15 protein-coding genes are annotated in these 17527 nt (G+C 64.9%); 7 read left to right on the top strand and 8 right to left on the bottom strand.

The genetic code is table 11. From position 1 onward, the window contains the following. Nucleotides 1-7: 7 nt before the first annotated feature. The 7 genes from rlmN to BVH73_RS13370 all read right to left on the bottom strand — a co-directional run bounded on the left by rlmN (nt 8) and on the right by BVH73_RS13370 (nt 7381). Nucleotides 8-1147 carry a dual-specificity RNA methyltransferase RlmN gene (gene rlmN / locus BVH73_RS13400; protein ID WP_079419433.1) on the bottom strand — a complete coding sequence of 380 codons (1140 nt, stop codon included), beginning with the start codon at nt 1145-1147 and terminating at the stop codon, nt 8-10. Nucleotides 1148-1157: 10 nt separating this feature from the next. Next, nucleotides 1158-1583 carry a nucleoside-diphosphate kinase gene (gene ndk / locus BVH73_RS13395; protein WP_079419431.1) on the bottom strand — a complete coding sequence of 142 codons (426 nt, stop codon included), beginning with the start codon at nt 1581-1583 and terminating at the stop codon, nt 1158-1160. A gap of 87 nt (nt 1584-1670) precedes the next feature. Next, complete coding sequence (gene rluB / locus BVH73_RS13390; RefSeq protein ID WP_079419429.1) at nt 1671-3338, bottom strand: 23S rRNA pseudouridine(2605) synthase RluB; 1668 nt, start codon at nt 3336-3338, stop codon at nt 1671-1673. After that, nucleotides 3335-4057 (bottom strand): SMC-Scp complex subunit ScpB, encoded by a 723-nt coding sequence (scpB, locus tag BVH73_RS13385; RefSeq protein WP_079419427.1) that lies wholly within the window; start codon nt 4055-4057, stop codon nt 3335-3337. Before scpB ends, rluB begins: the two co-directional genes overlap by 4 nt. Before the next feature lie 146 nt (nt 4058-4203). Further along, a complete protein-coding gene (locus tag BVH73_RS13380) occupies nt 4204-5265 on the bottom strand; it encodes a 2Fe-2S iron-sulfur cluster-binding protein (RefSeq protein ID WP_079419425.1) in 1062 nt (353 codons plus the stop codon). Nucleotides 5266-5295: 30 nt separating this feature from the next. Then, a complete protein-coding gene (locus BVH73_RS13375; protein ID WP_079419423.1) occupies nt 5296-5634 on the bottom strand; it encodes a P-II family nitrogen regulator in 339 nt (112 codons plus the stop codon). 64 nt (nt 5635-5698) lie between these two features. After that, complete coding sequence (locus BVH73_RS13370) at nt 5699-7381, bottom strand: NAD+ synthase (RefSeq protein WP_079419421.1); 1683 nt, start codon at nt 7379-7381, stop codon at nt 5699-5701. On the opposite strand from BVH73_RS13370, the gene BVH73_RS13365 reads away from it, so the two are divergent. Continuing rightward, a complete protein-coding gene (locus BVH73_RS13365; protein ID WP_079419419.1) occupies nt 7380-8552 on the top strand; it encodes a GNAT family N-acetyltransferase in 1173 nt (390 codons plus the stop codon). The two genes, BVH73_RS13370 and BVH73_RS13365, sit on opposite strands and share 2 nt — an antisense overlap. Before the next feature lie 14 nt (nt 8553-8566). On the opposite strand, the gene BVH73_RS13360 is transcribed toward BVH73_RS13365, so the two are convergent. Beyond that, nucleotides 8567-9055 (bottom strand): low molecular weight protein-tyrosine-phosphatase, encoded by a 489-nt coding sequence (locus BVH73_RS13360; RefSeq protein WP_079419417.1) that lies wholly within the window; start codon nt 9053-9055, stop codon nt 8567-8569. 224 nt (nt 9056-9279) lie between these two features. On the opposite strand from BVH73_RS13360, the gene BVH73_RS13355 reads away from it, so the two are divergent. The 6 genes from BVH73_RS13355 (at nt 9280) to pepN (ending at nt 17501) form a co-directional block, all read left to right on the top strand. Further along, nucleotides 9280-9480: a hypothetical protein gene (locus BVH73_RS13355; RefSeq protein ID WP_079419415.1), complete on the top strand. Its 201-nt coding sequence runs from the start codon at nt 9280-9282 to the stop codon at nt 9478-9480. A 229-nt stretch (nt 9481-9709) separates the two neighbouring features. Next, on the top strand, nt 9710-10240 hold the full coding sequence (gene grpE / locus BVH73_RS13350) for a nucleotide exchange factor GrpE (RefSeq protein WP_079419413.1): 531 nt from the start codon (nt 9710-9712) through the stop codon (nt 10238-10240). Nucleotides 10241-10350: 110 nt separating this feature from the next. Beyond that, nucleotides 10351-12294, top strand: coding sequence for a molecular chaperone DnaK (gene dnaK / locus BVH73_RS13345; protein ID WP_079419412.1), 1944 nt, complete (start codon nt 10351-10353; stop codon nt 12292-12294). Nucleotides 12295-12389: 95 nt separating this feature from the next. Beyond that, nucleotides 12390-13514, top strand: a complete 1125-nt coding sequence (dnaJ, locus tag BVH73_RS13340; RefSeq protein ID WP_079419410.1) for a molecular chaperone DnaJ — start codon at nt 12390-12392, stop codon at nt 13512-13514. A 162-nt stretch (nt 13515-13676) separates the two neighbouring features. Then, a protein-coding gene (gene prfB / locus BVH73_RS13335; protein WP_154048498.1) for a peptide chain release factor 2 occupies nt 13677-14781 on the top strand; the annotation gives its coding sequence in 2 pieces (ribosomal slippage) (nt 13677-13757 and nt 13759-14781; 1104 coding nt in all). A 47-nt stretch (nt 14782-14828) separates the two neighbouring features. Next, the gene (gene pepN / locus BVH73_RS13330; protein ID WP_079419408.1) at nt 14829-17501 is read left to right on the top strand and encodes an aminopeptidase N; all 2673 of its coding nucleotides are present in this window, start codon (nt 14829-14831) and stop codon (nt 17499-17501) included. Nucleotides 17502-17527: the final 26 nt, after the last annotated feature.

The raw sequence follows: 17527 nt of genomic DNA, 5'->3' as shown, positions 1-17527 counted from the left end.
TTCTCCCTCAATGACCCAGCCGGACCACAGGCGTTGTTGCGGCAGCCTGCTGCATGCGGATGACACGACGGGTGCGATCCTGCACCTCGCCCGCCAGTTGACCACAAGCTGCATCGATATCGTCTCCACGGGTCTTGCGCACGGTGGTGACCAGACCCGCATCGAGCAGAACCTGGGCAAAGGCTGCAACACGCGCGGCCGAAGAACGGTGGAGGCCCGACTGCGGGAACGGGTTGAACGGAATCAGATTGAACTTGCAGTTGACCTGCGCCGAACGCACCAGCCTGACCAGTTCCTGGGCCAGCGCCGGGGTATCGTTCACGCCGTCGAGCATGCAGTATTCAAAGGTGATGAAGTCGCGTGGCGCGAAATCGAGATAGCGCTTGCAGGCTGCCAGCAATTCGTGCAGCGGATACTTGCGATTGAGCGGCACCAGATCGTCGCGCAGCGCGTCGACGGGCGCGTGCAGCGAAACCGCCAGTGCCACCGGGCAGTCCTGCGACAGACGGTCGATCATGGGCACCACGCCGGAGGTGGAGACCGTCACCCGACGCCGCGACAAGCCATAGCCGTCGTCGTCGAGCATGGTGCGCAACGCGGGAAGCAGCGCGCCATAATTTTGCAGAGGCTCGCCCATGCCCATCATCACGACATTGGAGATGGCGCGCTCGCCTGCAGGAAGGCCGAGTTCCCGACGCATGGTGAACTCGGCATGCCAGAGCTGGGCGAGGATTTCCCAGGTCTGCAGATTGCGGCTGAAACCCTGGTGGCCTGTCGAACAGAACTTGCAGTTCACCGCGCAGCCCGCCTGCGACGACACACACAGGGTGTTGCGCTGGGCTTCGGGGATGAATACGGCTTCGACAGCGTTGCCTTGCCCGACATCGAACAGCCATTTCACCGTGCCGTCTGCCGAACGCGACTCGGTGAGCACGGGCAGCGCAGCGACCTGGGCCTGTTCACGCAGAAAGTGGCGCAGCGGTTTGGCCAGATCGCTCATGGCTTCGAAATCGGCCACGCCTTTCTGGTGCATCCAGCGGAACACCTGCCGCGCACGAAAGGCCGCATGGCCATGGCGCCCGAACCAGGCCACCAATCCGTCGCGATCGAACTGGAGCAGGTTGATGGGGGTCGGTTCGCCAGACATGGGCCGGGTTTCAGCGGGAATAAACCGCCATCGCCGGGAAGAAAAAGGCGATTTCCTGCGCTGCGGTTTCCGCCGCATCGGAGCCGTGCACCGCGTTGGCGTCGATGCTGTCGGCGAAATCGGCACGGATGGTGCCAGCCTCAGCCTTCTTCGGATCGGTCGCGCCCATCAGGTCGCGGTTCTTGAGAATGGCGCCCTCGCCTTCGAGCACTTGAATCATCACCGGGCCGGAAATCATGAACTCCACCAGATCCTTGAAGAACGGACGTGCCTTGTGCACGGCGTAGAACGCCTCGGCCTCGGCACGCGACAGGTGGGCCATGCGCGCGGCCGCGATCTTGAGGCCAGCCGACTCAAAACGGCTGTAGATCTGCCCGATCACGTTCTTGGCGACGGCGTCGGGTTTGATGATGGAGAGCGTGCGCTCAATGGTCATACTTTGCTCCTGAAATCAAAGGGTTAATTCATCATTGTAGACAGCGCATGATCTGCGCCGCACGGCGTGGGCCCGCAAGACCGCGGATCAGCGTCCACCACCGCGATTGCCGCCACTGCCACTGCCGCCGCCACTGCGCCGGCGCCCGCCGGAAGGGCCGCCACCGCCGCCCGACCTGCGCGGTCCGGCGTCTTTATGGATGTAGCCGAAGCTGGTTTTCATCGGGTCCGGCTGCGAACTGCCCTGCTTGCCGCCCGGTTTGCGGCGCGATTGGCCGCCGGGCTTGTTTCCTGTCGAGAAATTACCTTCTCCGCCCCAGGAACCGCCGCCGTTGCGAACGACCGGACTCTTGCCGAACAGGGCCTCGACCGTGGTGCGGGCATAGCTGTCCGGCCCGGGCTGCTGCTGGCCGCCGCCCTGCCCCTTGCCGCGCGCCCCGCGACCACTGCCGCGGCTGTCGTGGCGGCGCCCGCCCTGGCCCTGTCCATTCTGGCGACGCACGGGACGATCTCCCGCCCCGGATGGGGCCTCGCCACTGCGACCCTGCAGGGCCTGCACCAGCGCCTTGTCGAGTTCGACGAAATCACCGCGGCGCAATCCGGCGGGCAAGACCACGCTGGCATAGCGCACCCGGATGAGTCGGCTCACCGTCAGCCCGACCGCCTCGAACATGCGTCGCACCTCCCGGTTTCGCCCCTCCGAGATGACCACGCGCCACCAGCGATTGGCGCCCTCGCCGCCCGCCTCTTCAAGACTGAGAAAGCGCGCCGGTCCATCGCCCAGTTGCACGCCCTGGAGCAGTTCGTCGCGTGCGGCGGCGTCGAGTTCACCCAGCACCCGCACGGCGTATTCGCGCTCGGCGCCGTAGCTCGGATGCATCAGCCGATTGGCCAGATCACCCGACGTGGTGAAGAGCAGCAGGCCCTCGGTGTTGATGTCCAGGCGCCCGACCGCCGTCCACTTGGCGCCTTGAAGCTTGGGCAGATGCTGAAAGACCGTGGGACGTCCTTCGGGATCTTTGAACGAGACGACCTCGCCCGTCGGCTTGTGATAGGCCAGCACGCGCGCCTGGGCTGGCCGCAAACGGCGCTTGATGATCTTGCCGTTGACGCGAATCTGGTCGGTGGGCAGGATGCGCTGCCCCAGATGCGCCGGCTCGCCATTGACGGAGACCCGTCCGGCCAGGATGAGGTCTTCCATCTCGCGGCGCGAGCCCACGCCGCTTTGCGCCAACACCTTGTGCAGCTTGGGCGCGTCTTCGGCCGGAGCCAGCACGCGACGCACGATCTCGGCGCTTTCCGCGGCCTGATCGTAGGTGCCCGAAATGACATCCTGGATCTGCACGCCCGCCATCGGCGCCTTCGCCGCAGCCACAGGGGCCGACGCAGCGGTTTGGTCATCGCCAGGCAGTGGCGCTGCCTCGTCCATGGAACGGCGTGCCTTGGGCGGACGCGGCGCGCGCTTGGGCTGCGTCGACGCCTCTGCGGGGACCGGCGCGTCAACCGCATCAGCAGCATCAAGGTGTCGGACCTGATCGGTCTCACCGGGATCCGTGGCAACGGCCTCGGTGGGCGGTGGCGCAGTTGGCGCCCCGGCCTCAGGTGCGGCTGTGTCTTCGGCGGCCGCGGCCGTCTTGCGCGGCGCCCGCCGCGATGGGGCCCGCGGCTTGCGCGCCGGGGGCGTCTCTGCCGTGACCTCCACGGCCTCGGAGGGGACGCCGAGTTCGGGTGAATCAGACGGGTCGGATGGGCTCATGGTTCGTTTGGGGTGGAGTCAGTCAAAGGCAGCTCGCCCTCGGGAGGGTCGCTGGACACGGGGGGCGCCTGTTCGCCTTCGGTCGTTTCAGGCAGGCGATGGGCCTCGAGGCCGGGCGCTGACGCGTCCGCCTCTTCCTGGGATTCTTCAAAACGCTCGATGTCCGGCAATCGCTGCTGCAGGCCATCGAAGTGAGGCAGGGCTTCGCCGCGTTCGCCCAAGGGCGGCAGCGCGTCGAGGGTTTTCAAGCCCAGATCGTCGAGAAATGGCTGGGTGGTCGCCAAAAGGGCCGGCCGCCCCGGCGCTTCACGGTGGCCGATGGTCTCGACCCAACCCCGGTCTTCAAGCTGGCGAATGATCTGGGCGTTGACCACGACGCCCCGGATCTCTTCGATGTCGCCGCGGGTGACCGGTTGACGATAGGCGATGATCGCCAGAGTTTCCAGCACGGCTCGAGAATATTTCTGCGGCTTCTCGGGATAGAGTCGATCGAGGAAGGGCTGCATCTCCGCCCGACTCTGGAAACGCCAGCCCTGCGCCAGCTGCACCAATTCAACACCGCGTCCCTGCCAGTCGCCGCGCAATTCATCGATCAGCGCACGCACGGTGTCTGCGGCGATCGTGTCGTCGAACAGGCGCCGCAACTCGGCGACGGACAAGGCTTGGGAAGCACAGATCAGCGCGGTCTCGAGGACGCGCTTGGCCTCTAGCGTGTTCATAGATACCCGGTAAATGGCGGCATCAGCCGGAATAGGTCCGCTGTGCAGCAGGGGCCCGAAGGCAGGCGCGGTGTGTCGGTGCGTGGCGCCCTAGGAGTTGGACCGCGATTTTAATACGCCGAGCCGTAGCGCCCGCCGCCCGGTACTCAGGAGCGGATTGCCAACTCCGCGGCCACCGGCGGATAGAACGCGTCGGCGTGCAGATCGCCGTCCTGCAATCCGCGCTCGCGCAGCTGCGCGCTGATCGATTCGACCATGCCCGGCGGCCCCGCAAGATAGACCTTGGCACCCGAAAAATCACTCACTTGGGCAAGCAGGTGGGCGGCCAGCGGCTGATGCACGGCCTGCGGCGGATCGCCCGGCTGCGCTTCATCGAGCGCGAGGTGATAGCGGAATTGGCGGTACTCCCGGCGCATCTGCTCCATGCGGTCGAGGCCATAGACATCGGCCTGGTTGCGAAATCCGGCGAACAGCACCACGGGCTCGAGCTTGCCGTTGTCCAGCGCGGTCTGCACCACACTCAGCATGGGCGCAAGACCCGTGCCGCCGCCCACGGCGAGCAGCGGCCCCTCATGCCTGGGGCGAAAATAACTCGTCCCCATCGGCCCGCGAACCAGCAGTTGCGCGCCTGGACGTATCACCGTGCCCAGCAGGCTGCTCAGAGCGCCGGTGGCGGTGCGGCGGATGTGAAACTCCAGCATGTCGTCGTACTCGGCATCCACGGGCGTGCTGGCCATGGAGAAATCGCGGGCGATTTCGTGCCCGTCGACCTCCACCACGATCTGCGCGTATTGTCCGGCCGAGAAGGTGAAAGGGATGCCCTCCCGGTCGGCGAATTCGATGTGCAGTCTGAGCGCGAAAATGTCCTGCGTCAGCGGCTCCAGCGCCACGACCCGGCACAGCAATTTGCGTTCGGGATGGGCGATCAGATCATCGCTGTCCGTGAGTCGGATGGTGATGTCTTCGGTCAGCAGAGCGCGACAGGCCAGGATGACGCCGCTGTCTCGTTGCGCATCGGGCAGGGCCTTGGGGTCGTACTTTTTCAGGGTGACCTGACCCGATTCGAGCACGCACTTGCAAGAGCCGCACTCGCCTGACTTGCAGGAATAGCGAATGGGCACCTGATGCCGCCGCAACAGCTTGAGCAGGTTCTCGTCGGGATCGGCGAGAAGGTCGGTCTCCGAAGGGAGGATGTGAACGCGGGGCATGGAGTCGAACGGGCGTCGTCGGTCAGGATGTCAGACAGCGACCTCGCCCGTCTCGCCCGTGCGGATGCGCACAACCTGCTCGATGCTGGTGACGAAGATCTTGCCGTCACCGATCTTGCCGGTACGGGCGGCCTTGACCACCGACTCGATGGCCCGGTCCACCTGGTCTTCCTTGACCACGGCCTCGACCTTCACCTTGGGCAGAAAATCCACCACGTATTCGGCGCCGCGGTACAGCTCGGTATGCCCCTTCTGGCGCCCGAATCCCTTGACCTCGGTCACCGTCAGTCCGGTGACCCCGATCTCGGCCAACGCCTCGCGCACCTCGTCGAGCTTGAACGGTTTGATGATGGCGGTGATGAGTTTCATGTCTGGGCTCCTCGGTGTTGGATTGAAGACGAAATTTAACTGGCTGCGGACATCTCGGCAGAAATCAGAACGATTCCCGGAATTTCGAGGTGATCGGATAGCGCCAATCGCGGCCGAATGCGCGATGGGTGATGCGAATGCCCGGCGGGGCCTGGCGGCGCTTGTATTCGGAGAGCTTGAGCAGGTGCACCACGCGCTCGACATCGGCACGGGCATAGCCTGCGGCGAGAACGGCATCGGCGCTCTGATCCTCTTCCATGTAGCGCTGCAGAATGCCGTCGAGCACGTCGTAGGGCGGCAGACTGTCCTGGTCGGTCTGATCGGGCCGCAGCTCGGCGCTGGGCGCGCGGGTGATGATGCGCCGAGGTATGACATCGGCATCGCCCCTGGCGGCCGCCTGCGCATTGCGCCAGCGCGCCAGTTCCCAAACCAGGGTCTTGGTCACGTCTTTGATGACCGCGAACCCGCCGGCCATGTCGCCATACAGCGTGGCGTAGCCCATGGCCATCTCGCTCTTGTTGCCCGTGGTCAGCACGATGCGTCCGCTGTTGTTCGACAAGCCCATCAGCAGGGTGCCGCGAATGCGGGCCTGGATGTTCTCCAGCGTGGTGTCGCCCGGGTGGGGCTGCAGCAGCGGGCCCAGCGTGGTGCGAAACGCGTCGAACAGGGGCGTGATGGGCAGCACGTCGTACTGCACGCCCAGACGCTGAGCCATCTCGGCCGCATCGTCGAGCGAGATCTGTGCGGTGAACTCGGATGGCATCATCACTGCCCGCACCTTGTCCGCGCCGAGCGCGTCCACGGCAAGGGCCATGACCAGCGCCGAATCCGCACCGCCCGACAAACCGATGAGCGCGCCGGGAAAGCCGTTCTTGCCCAGATAGTCGCGCACGCCGAGCACCAGCGCGGCATAGACCTCGGCATGATCGGTCTTGAGCGGGGCGATATGCGCGGGGGCCTGTTTGAACACCTCGCCCCCCGCCACATCGACCATCAGGACGTGCTCGGAGAACTGCGGCGCGCGGGCCACCAGATCACCCGCGCGGTCGAGTACGAAGGAAGCGCCGTCGAACACGATCTCGTCCTGCCCGCCCACCATCTGCGACGCAACCAGCGCCATGTCATTCTCCAGACAGCGCTGGCGCATCACCTGCTCGCGCTCGCCCGTCTTGCCGCGGTGATAGGGCGAAGCGTTGAGCACCAGCAGCACCTGCGCTCCGGCGGCGCGCGCCAGGCGCGGCGCATGCGGCAGCCAGGCGTCTTCGCAGATATTGATGCCCAAGCGCGTCCCGCCCGCCTCGAAGACCACGGCCTGGTCTCCGGGCGCGAAGTAGCGGCGCTCGTCGAACACCTGGTAGTTGGGCAGTTCGTGCTTGCAATAGGTGGCCTCGACCCTGCCGCCACGCAGCAGCGAGGCGGCATTGCAGGCCACCGCCTGCTGGGTGGACATCGGCCGCAGACGCCCGGCACCGGCCAGCGCGAGCGGGTGGCCGACGACCAGCGCCAAATCCGGCAGTTCCGACAGGTCAAGCGCAAGCTGCTTCAATGCGTCGGCACTGGCGTGCAGAAAGGCGGGCCGAAGCAGCAGATCCTCCGGGGGATAGCCGGTGAGCGCCAGCTCCGGGGTGACGACCACGCGAGCCCCCTGGGCGTAGGCGATTTGGGTCAGATGCGCGATCTGGGCGGCATTGCCCTTCAAGTCCCCCACGGTGGGGTTGCATTGCAAAACAGCGATTCGGAGCGTCATGGCTGAGGATTTTCGCACTGAGTTGGGAGAGTCGGTGAGCGCCCTGCCCGCCGAGGTCTGGGACGGCCTGGTCGACGCCACGCCGGGCGCCACGCCGTTTCAGCGCCACGCCTGGCTGAGCGCCTTGGAGCGCACGGGCTGCGTCGGCGTGGAGACCGGGTGGCAACCTGTCGTCGTCACCCTGCGGGATCACACCCAGCAACTCGCCGCGGCCTGCGTGCTGTACGTGAAATCGCACTCCTACGGCGAGTACGTATTCGACTGGGCCTGGGCGCGCGCCTATGCCGAGCACGGCCTGCCCTATTACCCCAAACTCCTGCTTGCGGTCCCCTTCACCCCCGTCGGCGGCGCCAAGCTGCTCGGACGCGACGCCCGGGCGCGCAAGGTTTTGCTTCAAGAGATTCTGGCCTTGGCGCGGCGCAGCGGCTTGAGCTCCTTTCACGCCTTGTTTCTCGACCCGCAGGAAGCCCTTTGGTGCGACGAGCTTGGACTGCTCGGGCGCACCACATTGCAGTTCCACTGGCGCAACCCACCCGCCGAGGGCGAGTCGCCCTGGCCCGACTTTGCCGCCTTTCTCGCCAGTCTGCGGCATGACAAACGCAAGAAGATCAAACAGGAACAACGCCAGGTCAGTGACGCTGGCGTGACCTTTCGCGCCCTGCAGGGACAGGAGATCACCGAACGCGATTGGGCCTTCTTCAGCCGCTGCTACGAGACGACCTACGCCCTGCACGGCTCAACCCCCTATCTGAATGCCGAGTTCTTCCAAGCCCTTGGCCGCGACCTGCCCGAGCATGGCCTGCTGTTTGTCGCCGAACGCGACGGGCAGCCCATCGCGAGCTCGCTCATTCTTCTCGACCCGCGCCGCCGCATCGCCTATGGCCGCTACTGGGGCGCCACCGCATCCGTTCCAGCCTTGCATTTTGATGCCTGCTACTACCAGCCCATCGCCTGGTGCCTGGCCCACGGCTACACCACCTTCGAAGGCGGCGCGCAGGGCGAACACAAAATGGCGCGCGGCCTGCAACCCGTGGCGACCCGGTCGGCCCATTGGCTCGCCCACCCCCGGTTTTCCCAGGCCGTGGAGGACTATCTGGAACGGGAGTCCGCCGATCTGGCCGCCCACCAAGACCAGCTGCAGGAACGCCTGCCGTTCAAGGAAGTGCAGTAACGCGCTCGCCGTGCTCAGGCGCGCATGGCGAGCTGTTTCTCGATGAAGGCGAGCAAGCCCGTGCTCGCCTGTTCCACGAGATCGAGCACCCGCTCGAAATCGCGCTCTGTGCCGTAATACGGATCAGGCACCGCCGCCACAGGCGCCTGCGGCGCAAAGCTCAGAAACAAGCGGCAGCGCGAGGCAAACTGCGCCGGCGATTGCTGCTCCAGCAAGGCGAGGTTGTCCCAATCCATCGCCAGCAGCAGGTCGAAACGCGAAAAATCGGCCTCTTCCACCGCGCGAGCGCGCAGTCCCGACAGGTCATAGCCGCGCTCCCGTGCGTGCCTCTGGCTACGACGATCGGGTGCCGAGCCCACATGAAAGGCGTGGGTGCCCGCCGAATCGATCCGAACCCGCTTTTCCAGTCCGGCGTCCCGCACCTTGGTACGAAACACTCCCTCGGCAGTGGGCGAACGGCAGATATTGCCCATACAGACAAACAGGACGGAAAAATCGGACATGGCAGATCTTGGAAGAGTCATAGGGGACACTCGAAATCCCTGGCGCGACTCGCATTATCGCCATCGTGCCTGCGGCAGCGCCGAGCAAGCCCCCAGGTGCCGGGCGTGCTGAAGACGATCGCCTTCAAAAAACTTTGCACGACCTGTCAACCGATCCGCGATGCGCCTCATTAAGGCTTCGATCCGGCTTGGATCTTTCCCATTCAAATTTGAAAGTTCATTCCATGAAGAAGATTGTTGCCACCCTGTTTGCTTCCCTGTTCGCCACCGTTGCCATGGCGCAAACCCCCGCCCCGGCCGCGCCCGAAGCTGCCAAGCCCGCCGTGGAGAAGAAGGTCGAGCACAAGAAGGCCACCCACAAGAAGGCTGAGCACAAGAAGGCCGAACACAAGGAAATGAAGAAAGAAGAGAAAAAGGCTCAGTAAAGCTTCCGCCCGGCTTCCGGGCGATCGCTTGCTGACGCGCTGGTCGCCTCGCGCGGTCGGCGTACTGCCCATCCCCCGTGCGCTTTGCGACGGGGGATTTTTTTATGCTGCAGACCCTTGCGGTACGACGTTCCCTGGGAGTATCAGCGGTTTTTATTCGCTGACCTCTTGAAATCATGCAAGACACCCCCACGATGGACAGGTCTTTTCATTTCCCGCGTTCGCGACTATGCAGACAGATCCCCAGACTCCCCCTTCCAACGACCGCCAGGCCACAGAGGGCGCACCGCAGGACGGCTCGCCTGAAACCGCACTGAACGACGCGTTGTCGCAGGCTCAGGCCGAGATCACGGCACTCAACGATCAACTCCTCCGCGCCCGCGCCGAGGTGGAGAACATCCGTCGACGCGCGGAAGAGGAAACCGCCAAGGCACGCAAGTTTGCGGTGGAGGGATTCGCCGAATCCCTGCTTCCGGTCAAGGACAGCCTGGAAGCCGCACTGGCCGATACGAGCGGCAAGCCGGAAGTGCTCAAACAGGGCGTGGAACTCACGCTGAGCCAGCTGAAATCGGCCTTCGAGCGCCATCGCCTGCAGGAAATCGCGCCAGCCCCCGGCGAGAAGTTCGACCCCGCGCTGCATCAGGCCATTTCGGTGCAACCCGCAGATCAGCCTTCGGGCACGGTGGCCACCGTATTGCAGAAAGGCTATCGCCTTGCCGAGCGCACACTGCGCCCTGCACTGATCACGGTGGCGCAGTAAGGTCCAGGTAGGCCCAGGCGGCCCAAGACCTTGAATTGGTGACGGGTCGCCTCATCTAGTTGACAGTCAAAAATCAGCGCCGGCCGGCGCGGCATATTCGGAGAGTTTCCATGGCAAAAATCATCGGTATCGACCTGGGCACCACCAATTCCTGCGTGGCGATCATGGAGGGCAATACGCCCAAGGTCATTGAGAACAGTGAAGGCGCACGCACCACGCCCTCGATCGTCGCCTACATGGAAGACGGCGAGATCCTGGTGGGGGCTTCGGCCAAGCGCCAATCGGTCACCAACCCCAGGAACACGCTTTACGCCGTCAAGCGCCTGATCGGTCGCAAGTTCGCCGAAAAGGAAGTGCAGAAGGACATCGACCTGATGCCCTACAGCATCGTCAAGGCCGACAACGGCGACGCCTGGGTGGAGGTGCGCGGCAAGAAACTCGCGCCGCCCCAGATCAGCGCCGAGGTGCTGCGCAAGATGAAAAAAACCGCGGAAGACTATCTCGGTGAAACCGTCACCGAGGCGGTGATCACCGTGCCCGCCTACTTCAACGACAGTCAGCGCCAGGCCACCAAGGATGCGGGCCGCATCGCCGGGCTGGACGTGAAGCGCATCATCAACGAACCCACGGCGGCGGCCCTGGCCTTCGGCCTGGACAAGCATGGCAAGGGCGACCGCAAGATCGCGGTGTACGACCTGGGCGGCGGCACCTTCGACATCTCCATCATCGAGATCGCCGACGTGGACGGCGAAAAGCAGTTCGAGGTGCTTTCCACCAATGGCGACACCTTCCTCGGCGGTGAAGACTTCGACCAACGCATCATCGACTACATCATCGGCGAGTTCAAGAAGGAACAGGGCGTCGATCTGAGCCGGGACGTGCTCGCGCTGCAGCGCCTCAAAGACGCGGCCGAGAAGGCCAAGATCGAGCTGTCGAGTTCCACCCAGACCGAGATCAACCTGCCCTACATCACGGCCGATGCCAGTGGCCCGAAGCACCTGAACCTCAAGCTGACCCGCGCCAAGCTGGAGTCGCTGGTCGAAGAGCTGATCGAACGCACCATTGCGCCCTGCCGTACCGCGATCACCGATGCCGGCGTGAAGGTGGGCGACATCGACGACGTCATCCTGGTCGGCGGCATGACCCGCATGCCCAAGGTGCAGGACAAGGTGAAGGAATTCTTCGGCAAAGAGCCGCGCAAGGACGTGAACCCCGACGAGGCCGTGGCCGTGGGCGCCGCCATCCAGGGTTCGGTGCTGTCGGGCGACCGCAAGGACGTGCTGCTGCTCGACGTGACGCCGCTGTCTCTGGGCATCGAGACCATGGGCGGCGTGATGACCAAGATGATCACCAAGAACACAACGGTGCCGACCAAACATGCGCAGGTCTACTCGACCGCGGATGACAACCAGCCCGCGGTGACCATCAAGGTGTATCAGGGCGAACGCGAGATGGCCGCCGGCAACAAGCTGCTGGGCGAGTTCAACCTCGAAGGCATTCCGCCCGCCCCGCGTGGCACGCCGCAGATCGAAGTGACCTTCGACATCGACGCCAACGGCATTCTGCACGTCAGCGCGAAGGACAAGGGCACCGGCAAGGAGAACAAGATCACCATCAAGGCCAACTCCGGGCTGAGTGAAGAGGAAGTGCAGCGCATGGTGCGCGATGCCGAGGTGAATGCCGAGGAAGACCACAAGAAGCGCGAACTGGTCGATGCCCGCAATCAGGCCGATGCCGCCGTGCATTCGGTGCGCAAGTCGCTGGGTGAGTATGGCGACAAACTCGACGCCGGTGAGAAGTCGTCGATCGAAGAGGCGCTGAAAGCCGCCGAAGAGGCGATCAAGTCGGAGGACAAGGCCGACATCGAAGCCAAGACCAGCGCCCTGCTCACCGCCAGCCAGAAACTGGGCGAGAAGATGTACGCGGGCCAGGCCGGCGAGCAGGCCGCTGCCGGTGCGGCCGCCGGTGGCGCCGCGGGAGCTGGGGCACAGGCGGCAGGTGACGACACCGTGGTCGATGCCGAGTTCAAGGAAGTGAAGGACGGCAAGGCCTGACCGCCTGCGTTTGTTGAGTCCCAACGGGAGGACCGCACTTGGCGCGGTCCTCCCGTTTGTCCATTGTTTTTCAATCGATCGGCAAGGCATAACCCGTGGCAAAACGTGACTACTACGACGTCTTGGGCGTGAGCAAGAACGCTTCGGAAGACGACATCAAGAAGGCCTATCGCAAACTGGCCATGAAGCATCACCCGGACCGCAATCAGGGCAACAAAGACTCTGAGGAGCAGTTCAAAGTCGTCAAGGAAGCTTACGAGTGTCTCTGCGATCCCCAGAAGCGCGCGGCCTATGACCAATACGGTCATGCCGGGGTCGACCCCTCGGCGGGCGGGTTTGGCGGCGGCGCGGGCGGATTTGGCGACTTCGGCAACATCTTCGACGAAATCTTCGGCGGCGGGCGCCGTGGCGGTGGTGGCGGACCGCAGGTCTATCGCGGCAACGACCTGAGCTACTCCCTGGAGATCAGCCTCGAAGACGCAGCGCACGGCGTGAGCAAGAGCCTGCGTATTCCGGGGTGGGAAGAATGCGGCACCTGCCACGGCAGCGGCGCCAAACCCGGCACCAAGCCCATTACCTGCACCACCTGCCATGGCAGCGGCCAGGTGGCGCAGCGCATGGGACCGTTCGCCATGCAGCAGACCTGTCCGACCTGCCACGGCACGGGCAAACTCATTCCCGAGCCCTGCACGGCCTGTCATGGCCGCGGCCGCATCCAGAAGCAGAAGACGCTGGAAGTGCAGATTCCCGCAGGCATCGACTCGGGCATGCGCATCCGCTCCACGGGCAACGGCGAACCCGGCGTGAACGGTGGGCCGGCCGGCGACCTGTACGTGGAAATCCACATCAAACAACACCCGGTCTTCGAGCGCGACGGCGACGACCTGCACTGTCACGTTCCGGTGAGCATGGCCACGGCGGCCCTGGGCGGCGGCATCGACGTGCCCACGCTGGGCGGCAAGGCGGAGATCGACCTGCCCGAAGGCACGCAGGCCGGCAAGACCTTCCGCCTGCGGGGCAAAGGCATCAAGGGTCTGCGCTCGAACTACCCCGGCGACCTCTACTGTCACGTCACCGTAGAGACGCCGGTCAAGCTCAATGAGGAGCAGAAACGGCTCTTGCGCGAGCTTGACGAGTCGCTGAAAAAGGGCGGCGACCGCCACTCGCCGCAAGCCAAATCATGGTTCGACAAGGCCAAGGAATTCTTCAAACCCGTTTGATGAGGCTCTTGGGTCTGCACAAATGAGCGGGTCCATGCCAAGGGGTGCGAAAATAGCGCTCTTTGCCTCTCAAGGAAACGCAGGTCCGCTCACGTTTCCTTGACCCCCGCGGGGGGCGGGCTGGGCAGAGCCCGGCCCCGGGGGCTCACACACACCCGCATCATGGAAGCCGAACGCCTCAACGCCATCACCAACCGAATTGCCGACCTTCAGCAGCGCGTCCAAGCGCTAAGGGGGTATCTTTGACTTCGATGCCAAGTCGTCGCGTCTGATGGAAGTTGCCGGGGCGCTCGAAGACCCGCAGGTCTGGAACGACCCCAAGCGCGCCCAAGAGCTGGGCCGCGAGCGCAAGTCACTCGAAGTCGTGGTGCTCGGTCTGGAGAACCTCACCACGGCGCTTGCCGATCACAGCGAACTGTTCGAGATGTCCCGCGAGGAAGGCGATGACGCCACCTGCGAGGCCATCGAGACCGATGTCGAGAAGTCCGCCGCCGAAGTCGAGGCGCTGGAGTTCCGCCGCATGTTCTCCAACCCGCTCGATCCCAGCAACTGCTTCATCGACATCCAGGCCGGGGCCGGTGGCACCGAAGCCTGCGACTGGGCCAGCATGCTGCTGCGCCAGTACCTTCGGTACTGCGAGCGCAAGGGCTTCAAGGTGGAGGTGATGGAAGAGACCGAAGGTGACGTCGCAGGCATCCGCAGTGCCACGATCAAGATCGAAGGCGACTACGCCTATGGCCAGTTGCGCACGGAAACCGGCGTGCATCGCCTGGTGCGCAAGAGCCCCTTCGACTCCTCCGGCGGACGCCACACCAGCTTCGCCAGCGTGTTCGTCTACCCCGAGGTGGACGACTCCATCGAGATCGACATCAACCCCGCCGACGTGCGCACCGACACCTTTCGCGCCAGCGGCGCCGGCGGCCAGCACATCAACAAGACCGACTCCGCGGTGCGCCTCACGCACCTGCCTACGGGCATCGTGGTGCAGTGCCAGAACGACCGCAGCCAGCATCGCAACCGCGACGAGGCCTGGCAGATGTTGCGCTCGCGGCTCTACGAGCACGAGATGCGCAAGCGCATGGCCGAACAGCAGAAGCTCGAGTCGAGCAAGAGCGATGTGGGCTGGGGCCACCAGATCCGCAGCTATGTGCTCGACCAGAGCCGCATCAAGGATCTGCGGACGAATGTCGAGATCTCCAACACCCAGAAGGTGCTCGACGGCGATCTCGACGAATTCATCACCGCCAGCCTGAAATCCGGCCTTTGATCCTCACGGCTCCTGTCCCCTATCGCCCCGCTGAAACCCGCACTGCCATGACCGCCAAACCCGACACGCCCGCCCGCATCACCCGCCTGGCGGAGTACACCCCCCCGGCCTACGCCATCGACAGCGTGCACCTGCGCTTCGATCTCGACCCCGCGAAGACGCGCGTGCACAGCCGCATGGCGGTGCGCCGCGTTGACGGCGCCGCCGAGTCGGCCCCGCTGGTGCTCGACGGTGAAGACATCACCCTGCTGACGCTGAAGGTGAACGGCGAATTCGTCGCCTTCCGCCAGGACGGCAACACGCTGGTGCTCGACAAGCTGCCCGAGACGTTCACGCTGGAGATCGAAACGCTCAACGTCCCCCAGGCCAACACCCAGCTGGCGGGTCTTTACATGTCGGGCGGCGCGTTCTTCACCCAATGCGAAGCCGAGGGCTTTCGCCGCATCACCTATTGGCCCGACCGCCCGGATGTGATGAGCCGCTTTCACGTCACGCTGCGGGCCGACAAGACGCAGTACCCGGTGCTGCTGTCCAACGGCAATCTGGTGTCGCAGGCCGACCTGGACGGCGGCCGCCATGAGGCGGTGTGGGACGATCCGTTTCCCAAGCCCTGCTATCTGTTCGCGCTGGTCGGCGGCAATCTGGTGTGCCGCGAACAGACCGTGCGGGCCGCCTCGGGCAAGACGCATCTGCTGCAGGTCTATGTGCGCGCGGGCGATCTCGACAAGACCGAGCACGCGATGGAGTCGCTCATCAAGTCGATCGCGTGGGACGAACAGCGCTTCGGCCTGAGCCTCGATCTGGATCGTTTCATGATCGTGGCCGTGAGCGACTTCAACATGGGGGCCATGGAAAACAAGGGCCTCAACATCTTCAATACCAAGTATGTGCTGGCCAACCCGGCCACCGCCACCGATGTCGACTACGACGGCATCGAGAGCGTGGTCGGCCACGAGTATTTCCACAACTGGACGGGCGACCGCATCACCTGCCGCGACTGGTTCCAGCTCAGTCTCAAGGAAGGCCTCACCGTCTTCCGCGACCAGGAATTCAGCCAGGACCTGGCCGCCGCTTCGGGCGGTGAGTCCGCACGCGCGGTCAAGCGCATCGAGGACGTGCGGGTGTTGCGTACCGCGCAGTTTTCCGAGGACGCGGGCCCGATGGCGCATCCGGTTCGCCCCGAGCAATACCAGGCCATCGACAATTTCTACACCGCCACCGTCTATGAGAAGGGCGCCGAAGTGGTCCGCATGATGCAGACCCTGGTGGGCCGATCCGGCTTCCGCAAGGGGATGGATCTGTACTTCCAGCGCTTCGACGGCCAGGCCGTGACCTGCGACGACTTTGCCCAGGCCATGGCCGATGCCAACCCGGAGTCGGCTCTGGCCGCGCACCTGATCGCTTTCAAGCGCTGGTACAGCCAGGCCGGCACGCCGCGCCTGCACGCCAGCGGCGCGCTCGATTCGGCCGCCCGCACCTACACCCTCACGCTGCGTCAAACCCTGCCCGACACGCCCGGCCAGTCGGGCAAGCAGCCGCAGGTCATTCCTGTCGCCATGGGCTTGCTCGACGCCCGGGGCGGCGCCCTGCCCCTGTGGCTGCAAGGTCAGGACAAGGGCACCTCGACCGTGCTCGTGCTCACCGCATCCGAGCAGACCTTCGTCTTCGAGCAGATCGACGCCGACACCGTCACCCCTTCGTTGCTGCGCGGATTCTCGGCCCCGGTGATCCTCGACTACGCCTACACCGATGCCGAGTTGCTGCATTTGCTCGCCCATGACGCCGACCCGTTCAACCGTTGGGAAGCGGCGCAGCGACTGACGCTGTCGCGCGTGCTGGCCGCCGTTCGCGGCGAAGCACTGCGTCTCGACGCCCCTTATCTCGACGCTCTGCGCGCCGTGCTCCGCGACCCGAAGCTCGATCCCGCATTCAAGGATCTGCTGCTCACCCCGCCGGGCGAGGCCTACATCGCCGAACAGCTCGAAGAGGTCGACCCTCCTCGCATCCACCGCGCCCGCCAGGCGCTGCGCACCGCGCTGGCCCAGGAACTCGAACAAGACTGGCAGACCCTCTGGGACACCCTCGCCCCCGAAGGCGGTTACAGCCCCGATTTCGCCAGCGCCGGCCGCCGCGCCCTGCGCAATCAGGCCCAGGCGCATTGGTGCGAACTGGGGCAGGCGACTTGGCTGGGACGGGTCTATCAGCGTGTCAAGGATGCCGACAACATGACCGACCGCTTCGCCGCACTGACAGCCCTGGTCCATGTTGGCGCCGATCTGGCCAAGCCTGCGCTTGAGCGCTTCGCCACCCAGTTCGCCGAAGAACCGCTGGTCATGGACAAATGGTTCGCGCTGCAGGCCAGCGCGCCCGACCGCGACGGCCTGCAGCTCGAGCGCGTGCGCGCCCTGATGCGGCACCCCGCCTTCTCCATCCACAACCCCAACCGAGCCCGCAGCGTGCTGTTCGCCTACTGCCAGGCCAATCCAGGCGCCTTCCACCGCGCCGACGGTGCGGGCTACGCGTTCTGGGCCGAACAGGTTCAGGCGCTCGATGCCATCAACCCGCAGGTCGCTGCCCGGCTGGCACGGGCCCTCGACCGCTGGCGCAAACTCGCGCCTCCGTATCGCGACGCCGCGCAACAGGCGCTGCGCACCGTGGCAGACAGCGCCGGTCTGTCCTCCGACACCCGAGAAATCATCGAACGTGCCCTGGCCAACTGATCGCGGCGCGCCCCTTTCCTTCCAGA

This window comes from Thiomonas intermedia (genome assembly GCF_002028405.1).
GTDB classification, from domain to species: Bacteria; Pseudomonadota; Gammaproteobacteria; order Burkholderiales; family Burkholderiaceae_C; genus Thiomonas; species Thiomonas intermedia.
Note: the sequence above shows the minus strand (reverse complement) of the source record. Positions and strands in the feature narration are given on the sequence as shown.